Source organism: Geobacter sp. PheSNFMC (assembly GCF_059620965.1).
Genome location: NZ_JCAMRN010000034.1, coordinates 18,337 through 32,601 on the forward strand (window position 1 = coordinate 18,337; position 14,265 = coordinate 32,601).

Below are 14,265 nucleotides of genomic sequence, written 5' to 3' on the forward strand. Positions count from 1 at the left end.
TTCTGGTCAACTGACCGATACGAAACGTGGCGCCGGCCGCCGTCGGCACCGCCCAGGAGGCGATTGTGACCCAGGAACGCGAAAAGGCGATAGAGCTTGCGCTCAGCCAGATAGAAAAGCAGTTCGGCAAGGGGGCGATCATGCGCCTCGGGGCAGATGAAGCCCTCCCCGATGTGGCCGCCATCCCCACCGGCTCCCTCTCCCTTGATCTGGCCCTCGGCGTTGGCGGCGTCCCCCGCGGGCGGATCATCGAGATCTACGGACCCGAGTCGTCGGGCAAGACCACGCTCGCCCTGCATATCGCGGCCGAGGCTCAGAAAATGGGCGGCATCGCCGCGTTCGTCGACGCCGAGCACGCCCTTGACATCGGCTATGCCCGCAAGCTCGGCGTCAAGACGGACGACCTGCTCGTCTCCCAGCCAGACACCGGGGAGCAGGCCCTGGAAATCGCCGAGATGCTCGTCAGGAGCGGCGCCGTGGACGTTCTCGTCATCGACTCGGTGGCGGCCCTGGTCCCCAAGGCCGAGATCGAAGGGGAAATGGGCGACTCCCACATGGGGCTCCAGGCCCGGCTCATGTCCCAGGCCCTGCGCAAGCTCACCGGCATCATCTCCAAGTCCAACTGCTGCGTCATCTTCATCAACCAGATCCGGATGAAGATCGGCGTCATGTTCGGCAACCCCGAAACCACCACCGGCGGCAACGCCCTCAAGTTCTACGCCTCGGTCCGCCTCGATATCCGCAAGATCGCATCCCTCAAGCAGGGGCAGGACGTCATCGGCTCCCGCACCAAGGTAAAGGTGGTCAAGAACAAGGTGGCTCCCCCCTTCAGGGAGGTGGAGTTCGACATCTACTACGGCGAGGGCATCTCCCGCGAGGGCGACATCCTCGACCTGGCCGTGGAGAAGGGGATCGTGGACAAGAGCGGCGCCTGGTTCTCCTACGGCGGCGACCGGATCGGCCAGGGGCGCGAAAATTCCCGCCTCTTCCTCAAGGAGCGGCCCGAGCTGGTGGACGAGATCGAAGGGAAGGTTTACGACGTGGCCGGCATCCCCCGCAAAGGGGCGAAGGAAGCGGCATAGCCCATGGAACTGAACGATATCCTCACCGTGGCGGTCCGCGCCAAGGCATCCGACGTCCACATCAAAACGGGCCTCCCGCCCGTCGTGCGGATCGACGGGCGCCTGCGGCCGATCCCGAACGCGCCGCGGCTGGCCCCTGACCAGGTGCGCGCCATGGCGCTCGCCATCATGAACGATCGGCAGAAGCGCATCTTCGAGGAGCACTTCGAGTGCGACACCGCCTACGGCGTGCCGGGCCTGGGCCGCTTCCGGGTGAGCGTCTACTCCCAGCGCGGCACCGTGGCCATGGTGTTCCGCTTCATTCCCTTCGGCATCCCCTCCATGGAGAACCTGACCCTGCCGCCGGTCATCAAGAGGCTGGCCATGGAGGAACGGGGCCTCATTCTCGTCACGGGCACCACGGGGAGCGGCAAGTCCACCACCCTGGCCGCCATGATCGACTACATCAACGAGCACCGGACCTGCAACATCATCACCGTCGAGGACCCGGTGGAATTCCTCCATCGCGACAAGAAGAGCATCCTCTCCCAGCGGGAGGTGGGGTTCGACACCGTCTCCTTCGCCACCGCCCTCAAGGGTGCCCTCCGCCAGGACCCGGACGTGATCCTGGTCGGCGAGATGCGCGACCTGGAGACCATCGAGACTGCCATGCACGCGGCCGAGACCGGTCACCTGGTCATGTCGACCCTCCACACCCTGGATGCCACCGAGACCATCAACCGGATCATCTCGGTCTTCCCTCCCTATCACCAGCGCCAGGTCCGGATCCAGCTCGCCGGCGTGATCAAGGGGGTCGTCTCCCAGCGTCTGGTCCCCCGAGCCGACGGCAAGGGCCGGGTACCGGCAGTCGAGATCATGATCGGCACCGCCCGGATCAAGGAATACATCGACGACAAGGACAAGACGAAACTCCTCCCCGAAGCCATTGCCCAGGGCTATACCTCGTACGGGATGCAGACCTTCGACCAGTCCCTGATGCTGCTCTACACCCAGAAGCTCATCTCCTACGAGGAGGCGCTCCGCCAGTCGTCCAACCCCGACGACTTCGCCCTCAAGGTGTCCGGCATCTCGTCCACCTCCGACAGCACGTGGGACGACTTCGTCCATGACGAGGCCCCCCCCGCGGAGGGAGAGGCCGCCGTCGAGGGCATCGAGAAGTTCTAGGCCGGTGGCCCGCGAGGTTGATTCAAGCATGCATTCCCGACCGGAGCGGCGGCGCGACCCGTTGTCCACCGCCCTCGACATCCTCTCGCGCCGGGACCACAGCGAAGCCGAGCTTGCCCGCAAGCTGAGGACCAGGGGGATCGACGCGGGGGAGATCGACCGCATCGTCGCGCGCCTCAGGGAGTTCGGCTACCTGGATGATCGCCGCGTTGCCTGCCGCCTTGCGGAGTCTGCCCTGGCCCAGGGGAAGATGGTGGGAGCGCGGCTCCGGGTCGAGCTGCGCCGCCGGGGGATTCCGCCGGACTTGGCCGAGGAGGCCCTTGCCCAGACGGCCGGTTGCGACGAGCGGGCCATGGTCGGAGACCTGCTGGCCCGGAAATTTCCCGGCTTTGATCCGGCCGCGGCGGACCCCCGCGAAAAACGACGGGTGGTGGGCTGGTTCCAGCGCCGTGGATTCGGGCTCAGTGCCATCCTTGAAGCGCTCCGGTGTCCCGTTGATGAATGACGGAGCGGCACCGTACGAAGAGATTGACCATACCCATTACAATGATCATGCAGATACAGAGGACCCGATGACCGGAAAAGAGATACGCGCCCGATTTCTCAAGTTCTTCGCCGACCGGGGGCATGCCGTCGTGCCCAGCTCCCCCCTCATCCCCCACAATGACCCCACGCTCCTGTTCGCCAATGCCGGCATGAACCAGTTCAAGGACTGCTTCCTGGGCCTGGAGAAGCGAGATTACGTCAGGGCCTGCTCGTCCCAGAAGTGTGTCCGGGCCGGCGGCAAGCACAACGATCTGGAGAACGTGGGGCGCACCGCCCGGCACCATACCTTCTTCGAAATGCTCGGCAACTTCTCCTTTGGCGACTACTTCAAGAAAGAGGCCATCGCCTTTGCCTGGGATTTTCTCACCAAAGACCTGGGCCTCGACAAGGACCGCCTCTACGTGACGGTCTATACGGACGACGACGAGGCCGCCGACATCTGGCACCTGCAGGAGGGGGTACCCCGGGAGCGGATCTACCGCTTCGGCGAGAAGGACAACTTCTGGGCCATGGGCGACACCGGCCCCTGCGGCCCCTGCAGCGAGATTTTCTGGGACAACGGTCCCGAGGTCGGCTGCGGCAGCCCCGACTGCGCCGTTGGGTGCGACTGCGACCGGTACATGGAGATCTGGAACAACGTCTTCATGCAGTTCAACCGCTCCGCCGACGGCACCATGACCCCTCTCCCCAAGCCCTCCGTCGACACCGGCATGGGACTCGAACGCATCTCCACGGTCATGCAGGGGGTGAAGTCCAACTATGACACCGACCTGTTCCAGGGGATCATCGGGCACGTGGAAAAGCTCTCGGGCAAGCGCTACCGGCACAGCGAGAAAGACGACGTCTCCATGCGGGTCATGGCGGACCACGTCCGGGCCACCACCTTCCTGATCTGCGACGGGGTCCTCCCCTCCAACGAGGGGCGGGGCTACGTGCTGCGCCGGATCATGCGCCGGGCCGCCCGACACGCGAAGATGCTCGGCTTTGCCGAACCGGTCATCTGCCGGATGGTGGAGGCCGTCAGCGCCATGATGGGCGACGCCTACCCGGAACTTCTGGAGCGTGAGGAGTACATCAGAAAGGTGATCCGGGCCGAGGAGGAGCGCTTTGCCGAAACCCTCGACCGGGGACTCGCCATTCTCAACGAGGCCGTGGCGGAGCTCAAGGGCGAGGGGCGCACGGTCATCCCCGGCGAAACCCTGTTCCGGCTCTACGACACCTTCGGCTTTCCCACGGATCTCACCGCGGATATCGTCCGGAGCGAAGGGTTCACCATCGACGAAGACGGCTTCGAAGCCTGCATGGAGCGCCAGCGGGAGCAGGCCCGGGAGCACTGGAAGGGCTCCGGCGAGGAGGGGATCGCCGAGGTCCACAAGACCCTCCATTCCCGGGGCGTCCGGAGCCGTTTCACGGGCTACGAATCCCGCACCGCCTATTCGCCGGTGACGGTCCTTCTCAAGGGAGGGGCCGAGGTGGTCGAGGCCTCGGCCGGCGACCGGGTGGAGATCATCACCGATGCCACTCCCTTCTACGGCGAGTCGGGCGGCCAGGTGGGAGACACCGGCACCATCTCCACGGGCAGCGCCCACGTGGAGGTGACGGAGACGCTCCGTCCCTTCCCGGACCTCATCGTCCACCGGGGGACCGTGGTCGAGGGCACCATCCGGCAGGGCGACGCCTGCGATCTGAAGGTCGCGCCGGGCCGCGACGCCACTGCCCGCAACCATACCGCGACCCACCTCCTTCAGTCGGCGTTGCGCCAGGTGCTGGGAGACCATGTGAAGCAGTCGGGCTCCCTGGTGGGGCCGGACCGCCTCCGCTTCGACTTCACCCACTTCGCGGCCATGACGCCCGAAGAGACCCGGCGGGTCGAGGAGATCGTCAACTCCTGCATCATGGTTAACGACGACGTCCATGCCCGGGAAATGGCCCTGGACGAGGCCATGGAGATCGGCGCCACCGCCCTGTTCGGCGAAAAATACGGGGACACCGTCCGGGTGGTGAGGGTGGGCGAGGTGAGCATGGAGTTGTGCGGCGGCACCCATGTCCACGCCGCCGGCGACATCGGTTTCTTCAAGATCCTCTCCGAGGCGGGGATCGCCGCGGGGGTCCGCCGCATCGAGGCCCTGACCGGCATGGGCGCCCTGCGCCACGTGCAGGAGCTGGAGGACGAACGGAAAGAGATCGCCGCCCTGATCAAGGCCGAGGGGGGGGACAACGTGGAGCGCCTCCAGCGGCTGCTGGCGCGCCAGAAGGAGATGCAGCGGGAGATCGAGACCCTGGAGGCGCGCCTCAACGCCGCCCGCTCGGCTGACCTGCTGGCGGGCGTCCGGGAGGCGAACGGCGTCAAGGTCCTCGCCACCCTGGCCGAGGTGGACGATCCGAAGAAGCTCCGGGAGTTGGCCGACACCCTCAAGGACCGGCTCGGCTCCGGGGTGGTGGCCCTCGGGTGCATCAAGGAAGGAAAGGCGAATCTTCTGGTGGCGGTGACCAAGGATCTGACCGGCCGCGTCAAGGCCGGCGACCTGATCCGTCAGCTTGCCCCCATCATCGGTGGTAGCGGAGGAGGGAAGCCGGAGCTGGCCCAGGCGGGCGGGACCCTGCCGGACAAGCTCGGCGAGGCCCTCGGCAAGGTGTGTGAACTCGTCCCCTGATCGGGGAAACGGCAGGAACACCATGGATATCGTGACCAAGATGCAGTCCGAGCACGGTCTCAAGTCGATTCTCGTCGTGGACGACGAATCGGTGATCCGCGACCTGTGCGCCAAGGCCCTCAAGGGGTACCGGGTCCTCCAGGCCGGGGACGGCGAAGAGGCACTGCGCCTGTTCGAGCGGGGGGGGATCGACGTGATCCTCACCGACGTGATGATGCCGAAGCTGAACGGCATCGAGCTCCTGCGGCGCCTCAAGGAGATGGAGCCGACGCTCGTGGTCATCGTCATGACCGGTTACGCTGAAAAGGACATCATCCTCAATGCGCTCAAGGCGGATGCCGACGACTTCATCACCAAGCCCCTGAACCTGCTTCAGCTCAAGACGGCAGTGGACCGCGCCCTGGACAAGAAGGTCCTCAAGGAGGAGATCGCCAACCTCAAGAGCATGGACCGGCTCAAGAGCAACTTTCTGTCGCTCATCTCCCACAAGTTCCGGACGCCGCTCACCGCCATCTCGCTCTTTCTCCAGAATCTCGCCTGCGGCGTCTACGACCCCGACGACCCGGAGTCCCGCAGGAACCTGGAGCTTATCTTCGGCCAGTCCCGCTACCTGGAAAGCCTGGTGAGCGAACTCCTCGCCTTCAGCCGCTTCATGGACGCCGAGGCGGGCATCCAGCCCGAGCCGTGCCTGTTGCAGGACATGATTCCCAAGCTCGTCACCTCGTCCCGGGAGGCGGTCGCCAAGCCCGGCATCGTCACCTCCTTCGACCTGGCCCCGCTGCCCCCGATCTCCCTGGACCGGGAAAAAATATCCTTCGCCATTGGCCAGATCATCGACAACGCCTACAAGTTTTCCCGGGAGAGCGGGAAGATCACCATCACCCTCAGGGAGTCCGGCGACGACTACCTGCTGGCCGTCGAGGACACGGGCGTGGGTATCCCTCGCGACGAAATGCCCAAGATCTTCGAGAAGTTCTACCAGGTGGACCCCGAAGGCACCGGCCAGATCCGCGGTTTTGGCCTCGGTCTCTTCTATGCGCGCGAGTTCGTCAAGCTCCACGACGGCACCATCTCCATCGAGAGCGAGCCCGGCGCGGGCACCCGGATCACCATCGCCCTGCCCCGCATAGCCGCCTGAGACCAGTGTCGTTCCACCGGTTGCGCGCACCCGGTGAGCCGCCTTTCACGGTTGATTATTTCCCCCGTTCTGCTATAGTTACACCTTTCTTGCGACCGTCCCCGCCCCTATCCCACCGCCCGGGAGGCCATTCCGGATGCAGCATCTCATCGACAAGGCAAATACCCTCATGGAGGCGCTGCCGTACATCAGGCGCTTCTCCGGCAAGACCATCGTCATCAAGTACGGCGGACACGCCATGGCCGACGAGGCACTGAAGGAGTCCTTCGCCCTCGACGTCATCATGCTGAAGTCCCTCGGCATCAATCCCGTCGTGGTCCACGGCGGCGGCCCCCAGATCAACGAAACCCTCAAGCGGTACGGCATCGTTTCCGAATTCGTGAAGGGGATGCGGGTCACCGACGCCGCCACCATGCAGGTGGTGGAAATGGTCCTCACCGGTCAGGTGAACAAAGAGGTGGTGGGGTACCTGAACCAGCACGGGGGCAGGGCCGTGGGGCTCTCGGGCAAGGACGGCAATCTCCTCCTCTGTCGCAAGCTTCTCCAGGAGATCAGGCAGGATGACGGCACCGTGGAGCCGGTGGACATCGGCTTCGTGGGCGATGTGGTCAAGGTGAACCAGGAGCTGATCCAGACCCTGGAGCACGGCAAGTTCATCCCGGTCATCGCCCCGGTGGGGGTGGGTGAGCAGGGGGAGAGCTACAACGTGAACGCCGACCTGGTGGCCGGCCGGGTGGCCGGAGCCCTGCGGGCCGAGAAGCTGATCCTGCTCACCGACGTGGCAGGGGTGAAGGACAAGGCGGGTGACCTCCTCTCCAGCATCCACCTCGATACGGTGCCCAACCTCATCGACGGCGGCGTCATCACCGGCGGCATGATTCCCAAGGTCACCTGCTGCGTCGATGCCATCCAGGAGGGTGTCAGAAAGGCCTCCATCATCGACGGCCGGGTGCTGCACGCGGTTCTGCTGGAGATCTTCACCGACGTCGGCGTCGGCACCGAGATTCACCGATGACGGCCTCTCCCGGCAGGAAGCCCCGATCAGAGGCATGAAACGGACAGGCGCGGCCCAGGCCGCCCATGAGGATCGCTGATATGAAGACCGCACAATGGATTGCAAAGGCTGACAAATACATCATGAAGACCTACGGCCGGTACCCCCTGGTGCCGGTGCGGGGAGAAGGGTGCCGGGTCTGGGACGCTGACGGGAAGGAGTATTTGGACTTCCTTGCCGGCGTGGCCGTGAACAACCTGGGGCACTGCCACCCGAAGGTGGTTGAGGCTTTGCGCACGCAGGCCGCCGAGATGATCCACTGTTCCAACTACTACCACATCCCGAACCAGATCGAGCTGGCCGAGTTGCTCTGCGCCCACTCTTTCGCGGACAAGGTCTTTTTCTGCAACAGCGGCGCCGAGGCCAACGAGGCCGCCATCAAGCTGGCCCGCAAGCATGCCCGGGAGAAGACCGGCGACGCCGAGCGCTACGGGATCATTACGGCGCTGGCCTCCTTCCACGGCCGGACCATGGCCACCATTTCCGCCACGGGCCAGGAGAAGGTCCAGAAATTTTTCGACCCGCTCCTCCATGGCTTCACCTACGTTCCCTTCGACGATGCCGCGGCTCTGGAGGCGGCGGTCACCCCCACGACCTGCGCGGTGATGCTGGAGCCGATCCAGGGGGAGGGGGGCGTGGTCGTCCCCTCCGCCGACTACTTCCGGAAGGTAAGGGAGATCTGCGACCGCCACGGCCTGCTCCTCATCTTCGACGAAGTTCAGGTGGGGATCGGGCGGACCGGCAAGCTCTTCGCCCATGAGCACTTCGACGTGACCCCCGACATCATGACCCTGGCCAAGGCCCTTGCCGGTGGCGCCCCCATCGGCGCCATGCTGGCTCGGGACGAGATCGCCGCGTCCTTTTCACCCGGCACCCACGGCTCAACCTTCGGGGGCAATCCCCTGGTCACCGCCGCGGGTTTGGCAGCCGTCCGGGCCGTGCTGGAGGAAGGGCTCCTGAACCGGGCCGAGGAGATGGGCGAGTACCTGGTGGGGGAGCTGGAGCGGCTCAAGGGAAAATACGACATCATCACCGACGTGCGGGGCATCGGCCTCATGGTCGGCATGGAACTGTCGGTGCCGGCCGGCGACATCGTGCTCAAGGGGCTGGAACGGGGCGTGCTCCTGAACGTGGCCCAGGACCGGGTGCTCCGGTTCGTCCCCCCCCTGGTGGTGACCAAGCAGGAAGTGAACGACATGATCGCCGTCCTTGACGGCATCCTGGAGGAAATGACGAAATGACCAGGCACTTTCTGGCCCTCAACCAGTTTACGAAAGAGGAGCTCGACGGGCTCTTCACCCTTACCCGGGAGTTGAAGGACAAGCAGAAGCAGGGCATTCCCCACCGGTTGCTGGAGGGGAAGAGCGTGGCCCTCATCTTCGAGAAATCGTCCACCCGGACCCGCGTCTCCTTCGAGGTGGGGGTCGCCCAACTGGGAGCCCATCCCCTGTTCATCTCCTCGGCCACGTCCCAGATGGGGCGGGGCGAGCCCATCAGGGACACGGCCCGTGTCATGGCCCGCTACTGCGACGGCGTCATGATCCGCACCTATGGCCAGGAGATCGTTGAGGAGTTCGCCCGCTACTCGTCGGTGCCGGTCATCAACGGCCTCACCGACCTGTTCCATCCCTGCCAGATCATGACCGACCTTTTTACGGTCATTGAATACAAGGGGGGATACCAGGGGCTGAAATTCGCCTGGGTCGGCGACGGCAACAACATGGCCAATACCTGGATCGAGGCGGCCGCCATCCTGGGCTTCGACCTGGCCCTGGCCTGCCCCACCGGGTACGAGCCCGACCGTCAGGTCTGGGACTGGGCCCAGCAGCGGGCCACGTCCTCCATCACCATCACCGAGGACCCTGAGGAGGCCGTGCGCGACGCCGACGTCGTCAACACCGATGTCTGGGCCAGCATGGGGCAGGAGCAGGAGCAGAAGGAGCGTGAGGCGGCGTTCCAGGGCTACTGCCTCGACGACGCCCTGGTTGCCTTGGCCCGGCCCGACTGCATGGTCCTCCACTGCCTCCCGGCCCACCGGGGCGAGGAGATCACCGACAGCGTCATCGAAGGCCCTCGATCCGCCGTCTGGGACGAGGCCGAAAACCGGCTCCACATTCAGAAAGCCATCATGGCTTCATTGATGAAGTAACCCGATTTCATACCGATCCAAAGGAGATCCCCATGGCCAAAGTGCACAAAGACGTGAAAAAGATCGTCCTTGCCTATTCGGGCGGACTCGACACATCCATCATTCTCAAGTGGCTCAAGAACGAGTACGGCTGCGAGGTCATCGCCTTCTCGGCCGACCTGGGCCAAGGGGACGAACTGGCGCCGATCCGGGACAAGGCCATCGCCACCGGTGCAGACAAGGTCTACATCGACGATTTGAAGGAAGAGTTCGTCAGGGATTTCGTGTTCCCCATGTTCCGCGCCAACGCCATCTATGAGGGGCACTACCTCCTGGGCACCTCCATTGCCCGGCCTCTCATCGCCAAGCGCCAGATGGAGATTGCGAAGATCGAGGGGGCCGACGCCGTCTCCCACGGCGCCACCGGCAAGGGGAACGACCAGGTCCGCTTCGAGCTGGCCTACTACCACTTCGACCCGGCCATCACCGTGGTGGTCCCCTGGCGCGAGTGGAAGCTCAACAGCCGCCAGGCCCTGGTGAACTACGCCAGGAAGAACGGGATTCCGATCCCGGTCACCAAGAAGCGTCCCTGGTCCTCGGACCGCAACCTCCTCCACATCTCCTTCGAAGGCGGCATCCTGGAAGATACCTGGGCCGAGCCCCCCGAGAACATGTACGTGCTGACCAAGGCGCCGGAAAAGGCCCCCAACAAGCCCCAGTTCGTGGAGATCGAGTTCAAGAACGGGAACGCCGTGGCGGTTGACGGCGAGAAGATGAGCCCGGCCCAGCTCCTGGCCCACCTGAACTACATCGGCGGCGAGCACGGCATCGGCCGGGTCGATCTCCTGGAGAACCGCTCCGTGGGCATGAAGTCCCGGGGCGTGTACGAGACCCCCGGCGGCACCATCCTGCGCGAGGCCCACTCGGCGGTGGAGCAGATCACCATGGACCGCGAGGTCATGCGGATCCGCGACTCCCTCATCCCCGAGTACGCCCGCCAGGTCTATGCCGGCTACTGGTTCTCGCCGGAGCGGGAGATGCTCCAGACCCTGATCGACGATTCCCAGAAGTGCGTGAACGGCGTGGCCCGGGTGAAACTCTACAAGGGGCACTGCCGCACCGTGGGGCGCAAGTCCGAGACCAACTCCCTCTTCAATCTGGACTTCGCCACCTTCGAGAAGGATCAGGTCTTCAACCAGGCCGACGCCACCGGCTTCATCAAGATCAACAGCCTGCGGCTGCGGATCAGAGCGCTCATGCAGGGGAAGAAGTAGAAAGCGCGCCTTTTCCGCACGCTCTGCATTGCCCTGCGAAACTGCTTGTGCGGCGTACGTTCAGTACGCCTCCGCGCAGGTTCTTGAGGCCTTGATCCTGCGAGAAATTCGCGTTTTCAGAAAGATCAAAAGGGGCACGGTCCGCCGTGTCCCTTCGTCTATCCCATGGCCGAGAAAGCATTCAAGAAAGACCACATCGTCACCTCTGTCGTGGCCGTCATCGTGGACGATGAGGGCCAGGTGCTCCTCACCAAGCGGAACGTGAATCCCTTCAAGGGCGAATGGGTCATGCCCGGGGGGAAGATTGACCTGGGCGAGCCGATCATTGCGGCCCTCCAGCGGGAGGTTATGGAAGAGGTGGGGCTCCAGGTGGAGGTGGAAGACCTCATCGACGTGTTCGAGCACGTGACCCCGGGGGAGGACAACTACCACTTCATTATCCTCTACTACCTCTGCCACCCCATCTACTGCGACATCGACCATAACCGGGCCGAGGTGGAGGAGGCTCGCTGGGTTCCCCGCGGGGAGCTGGCGGGCTACACAATGCCCGAAGGGACCCGTTTCATCCTCGGCAAGGTATTTCCGGAGCTCTGCAGTTGCGAGACATGACAAGGTTCCCATGGTCCAGATCATCGACAAGAAGGTGAATCTCGAATACCCGCTGGGGCACCACCTCCACTGCATGATCGCCCAGGTGCCGAACCACCTGCGGGGGGCGGAGAAGGGATTCGCCATCGTGGAGCCCGACCGCCAGTGGGAGCGGGTCCGGTCGATCCTCGACCTGGTGGCGGCCGGCGAGGGGAACCTGAAGAAGCTCCACTTCCTCATGCTCCCGGAGGCCCACGTCCCGGTCAGCCGGTTCGACGAGATGCTGAACGCGATCAACGGCACCTTCCGCCCCAACACCGTCACCATGTTCGGGGTGGAGCACGTGAGCCTCAAGACCTACCGGGAGATGTTGGAGCGGTTCCGGGAGGACAACGCCGAGGCCATCGAGCTGGTGGACCGGGACATCGACTCGGGCGACGTGCTGGAGATGCCGGTGAACTGGTGCTGCATCGCGGTGAAGGAGGCCACGGGCAGGCTGCGCGTCTTCCTGGAGGCCAAGAGCCACCCCTTCCACGGGGAGGAGTTCCTGGACAAGTTCCACGATCTCTACCGCGGGCGCCACTTCTACCTTTTCCGGAGCCGCCCCTCCTGCTTCAACTTCATGGTCCTGATCTGCCTGGATTACCTCTACCGGGACCTGTACAGCTCCAACATCAAGCAGATCATTGACCACGCCAACCAGCTCTACTTCTCCACCCGGCAGACCCTGGACACCATCTTCGTGATCCAGTGTGACCCCAAGCCCGAGCACCGGGCCTACCGGGACGTGCTCTCCGGATTCTACGGCGAGTACCTGGAGGACACGCCAGGCGTGCGGGAAACGGTGACGGTCTTCGGCAACACCTCCGAGGAGACCCGGATCGAGGACGCTCCCGGCGGGCACGCCTTCGGCACCTCCTCCGTGGTCATCAACAGCAGCCACCGCCTGGCGCGGGTGCAGCTCTCGGAGTTCTCCACCGACGATTTCGACGGCGCCCCGATCTGCCGGCTCCGCTTCGGGACCGGGACCCGCCTCTACTACTTCAACCTTCCGCTCCACCACGAGATCGATCCGCGCACCACGCGGGTCCCCCTCAAGGTCCACACGATCATGCGTCCGTCCCGGGACGGCGGCTGGGTCAAGATCAGCGGGGATGAGATGGTGGCGGGGTTCGAGATCGCGCAGAACACGTAATCACACCATCAGGAGACACCTATGGCACACGAAAAACTCTGGGGCGGCCGCTTTTCCGAGCCGACCGATCAATTCGTCGAGGAATTCACCGCTTCCATCGACTTCGACAAGCGGCTCTACCATCAGGACATCCGGGGTTCCATCGCCCACGCGCGGATGCTGGGCAAGCAGGGCATCCTCCCCATGGCCGAGGTTGAAAAGATCGTGGCGGGGCTCCAGGAGGTCCTTGCCCGGATCGAGGCCGGGAAATTCGACTTCTCCGTGGCCCTGGAAGACATCCACATGAACATCGAGGCGCGTCTCACGGAGAAGATCGGCGAGGCCGGCAAGCGGCTCCACACCGGCCGTTCGCGCAACGACCAGGTTGCCCTCGACATCCGCCTCTACCTGCGGGACGAGATCGTGGAGATCTCCGCCTACCTGGATATGCTGGTGGACTCCCTCATTTACCAGGCGGAAGCCAACCTGGGCGTCATCATGCCCGGCTACACCCACCTGCAGACCGCCCAGCCCATCCTCTTCTCCCACCACATGATGGCCTACGTGGAGATGTTCACCCGGGACAAGGGGCGGATGGAGGACTGCCTGCGGCGGATGAACGCCCTTCCGCTCGGCGCCGGCGCCCTGGCCGGGACCACCTTCCCCATCGACCGGGAGTACGTGGCCGAGCTGCTGGACTTCCCCGCCGTGACCCGCAACTCCCTCGATTCGGTATCGGACCGGGACTTCGCCCTGGAGTTCATGGGGGCCTCCTCGATCCTCATGATGCACCTCTCCCGCTTCTCCGAAGAGCTGATCCTCTGGTCCACCAGCGAGTTCAAGTTCGTGGAGCTGACCGATTCCTTCTGCACCGGCTCCTCGATCATGCCCCAGAAGAAGAACCCGGACGTGCCGGAACTGGTCCGCGGCAAGACCGGCCGGGTCTACGGCAACCTCATGGCGCTCCTCACGGTCATGAAGGCCCTGCCCCTGGCCTACAACAAGGACATGCAGGAAGACAAGGAGCCCCTCTTCGACACCATCGACACCGTGAAGGGGAGCCTCAAGATTTTCGCCGACATGGTGCGGGAGATGCGGATCAACGCCGGGAACATGCGGGCCGCGGCCGCCAAGGGATTCTCCACCGCCACCGACGTGGCCGACTACCTGGTCCGCCAGGGGATGCCCTTCCGCGACGCCCACGAGGTGGTGGGGAAGACCGTGGCCTACTGCATCGCCAACGGCAAAGATCTCCCGGACCTGACCATGGATGAATGGCAGGGGTTCTCGGACAAGATCGGCGAGGACATCTTCGACGCGATCACCCTGGAAGCGTCGGTCAACGCCCGGGCCGCCACCGGCGGCACGGCCCTGGAGCGGGTCAGGGCGGAGATCGAGCGGGCCAAAGTGGGGAGATAGCGTGATTCGCGTCGCGGCACAGGGCCGGGGAGGGGACAGTGAGC

General features: G+C 64.5%; 12 protein-coding genes. All 12 read left to right on the top strand.

The features are described 5' to 3' along the window. The first annotated feature begins 65 nt into the window (after positions 1 to 65). The 12 genes from recA (at position 66) to argH (ending at position 14,221) form a co-directional block, all read left to right on the top strand. Positions 66 to 1,082, top strand: a complete 1,017-nt coding sequence (gene recA, locus AC6CDK_RS09275; RefSeq protein WP_039648422.1) for a recombinase RecA — start codon at positions 66 to 68, stop codon at positions 1,080 to 1,082. Positions 1,083 to 1,085: 3 nt separating this feature from the next. Beyond that, on the top strand, positions 1,086 to 2,246 hold the full coding sequence (locus AC6CDK_RS09280; RefSeq protein ID WP_066358189.1) for a type IV pilus twitching motility protein PilT: 1,161 nt from the start codon (positions 1,086 to 1,088) through the stop codon (positions 2,244 to 2,246). Positions 2,247 to 2,274: 28 nt separating this feature from the next. Next, positions 2,275 to 2,751, top strand: coding sequence for a regulatory protein RecX (locus AC6CDK_RS09285; RefSeq protein ID WP_066358183.1), 477 nt, complete (start codon positions 2,275 to 2,277; stop codon positions 2,749 to 2,751). A 67-nt stretch (positions 2,752 to 2,818) separates the two neighbouring features. Further along, the gene (gene alaS / locus AC6CDK_RS09290) at positions 2,819 to 5,446 is read left to right on the top strand and encodes an alanine--tRNA ligase (protein ID WP_039648420.1); all 2,628 of its coding nucleotides are present in this window, start codon (positions 2,819 to 2,821) and stop codon (positions 5,444 to 5,446) included. 22 nt (positions 5,447 to 5,468) lie between these two features. Beyond that, complete coding sequence (locus tag AC6CDK_RS09295) at positions 5,469 to 6,584, top strand: hybrid sensor histidine kinase/response regulator (RefSeq protein WP_039647272.1); 1,116 nt, start codon at positions 5,469 to 5,471, stop codon at positions 6,582 to 6,584. Between the two features lie 136 nt (positions 6,585 to 6,720). Further along, positions 6,721 to 7,599: an acetylglutamate kinase gene (gene argB / locus AC6CDK_RS09300; protein ID WP_039647270.1), complete on the top strand. Its 879-nt coding sequence runs from the start codon at positions 6,721 to 6,723 to the stop codon at positions 7,597 to 7,599. 80 nt (positions 7,600 to 7,679) lie between these two features. After that, positions 7,680 to 8,879: an acetylornithine transaminase gene (locus AC6CDK_RS09305; protein WP_066358180.1), complete on the top strand. Its 1,200-nt coding sequence runs from the start codon at positions 7,680 to 7,682 to the stop codon at positions 8,877 to 8,879. Next, on the top strand, positions 8,876 to 9,787 hold the full coding sequence (gene argF / locus AC6CDK_RS09310; RefSeq protein ID WP_039647266.1) for an ornithine carbamoyltransferase: 912 nt from the start codon (positions 8,876 to 8,878) through the stop codon (positions 9,785 to 9,787). Before AC6CDK_RS09305 ends, argF begins: the two co-directional genes overlap by 4 nt. A gap of 32 nt (positions 9,788 to 9,819) precedes the next feature. Next, positions 9,820 to 11,040, top strand: coding sequence for an argininosuccinate synthase (locus AC6CDK_RS09315; RefSeq protein WP_066358177.1), 1,221 nt, complete (start codon positions 9,820 to 9,822; stop codon positions 11,038 to 11,040). A gap of 165 nt (positions 11,041 to 11,205) precedes the next feature. Further along, on the top strand, positions 11,206 to 11,649 hold the full coding sequence (locus tag AC6CDK_RS09320; protein WP_039647262.1) for an NUDIX domain-containing protein: 444 nt from the start codon (positions 11,206 to 11,208) through the stop codon (positions 11,647 to 11,649). 10 nt (positions 11,650 to 11,659) lie between these two features. After that, on the top strand, positions 11,660 to 12,823 hold the full coding sequence (locus AC6CDK_RS09325; RefSeq protein WP_039647260.1) for a hypothetical protein: 1,164 nt from the start codon (positions 11,660 to 11,662) through the stop codon (positions 12,821 to 12,823). 21 nt (positions 12,824 to 12,844) lie between these two features. Beyond that, a complete protein-coding gene (argH, locus tag AC6CDK_RS09330) occupies positions 12,845 to 14,221 on the top strand; it encodes an argininosuccinate lyase (RefSeq protein ID WP_039647257.1) in 1,377 nt (458 codons plus the stop codon). Positions 14,222 to 14,265 lie beyond the last annotated feature (44 nt).

Coding starts and splice junctions, on each gene's coding strand:
- AC6CDK_RS09280 (WP_066358189.1), top strand. CDS start 1,086: ATGGAACTGAACGATATCCTCACCGTGGCGGTCCGCGCCAAGGCATCC.
- AC6CDK_RS09285 (WP_066358183.1), top strand. CDS start 2,275: ATGCATTCCCGACCGGAGCGGCGGCGCGACCCGTTGTCCACCGCCCTC.
- alaS (WP_039648420.1), top strand. CDS start 2,819: ATGACCGGAAAAGAGATACGCGCCCGATTTCTCAAGTTCTTCGCCGAC.
- AC6CDK_RS09295 (WP_039647272.1), top strand. CDS start 5,469: ATGGATATCGTGACCAAGATGCAGTCCGAGCACGGTCTCAAGTCGATT.
- argB (WP_039647270.1), top strand. CDS start 6,721: ATGCAGCATCTCATCGACAAGGCAAATACCCTCATGGAGGCGCTGCCG.
- AC6CDK_RS09305 (WP_066358180.1), top strand. CDS start 7,680: ATGAAGACCGCACAATGGATTGCAAAGGCTGACAAATACATCATGAAG.
- argF (WP_039647266.1), top strand. CDS start 8,876: ATGACCAGGCACTTTCTGGCCCTCAACCAGTTTACGAAAGAGGAGCTC.
- AC6CDK_RS09315 (WP_066358177.1), top strand. CDS start 9,820: ATGGCCAAAGTGCACAAAGACGTGAAAAAGATCGTCCTTGCCTATTCG.
- AC6CDK_RS09320 (WP_039647262.1), top strand. CDS start 11,206: ATGGCCGAGAAAGCATTCAAGAAAGACCACATCGTCACCTCTGTCGTG.
- AC6CDK_RS09325 (WP_039647260.1), top strand. CDS start 11,660: ATGGTCCAGATCATCGACAAGAAGGTGAATCTCGAATACCCGCTGGGG.
- argH (WP_039647257.1), top strand. CDS start 12,845: ATGGCACACGAAAAACTCTGGGGCGGCCGCTTTTCCGAGCCGACCGAT.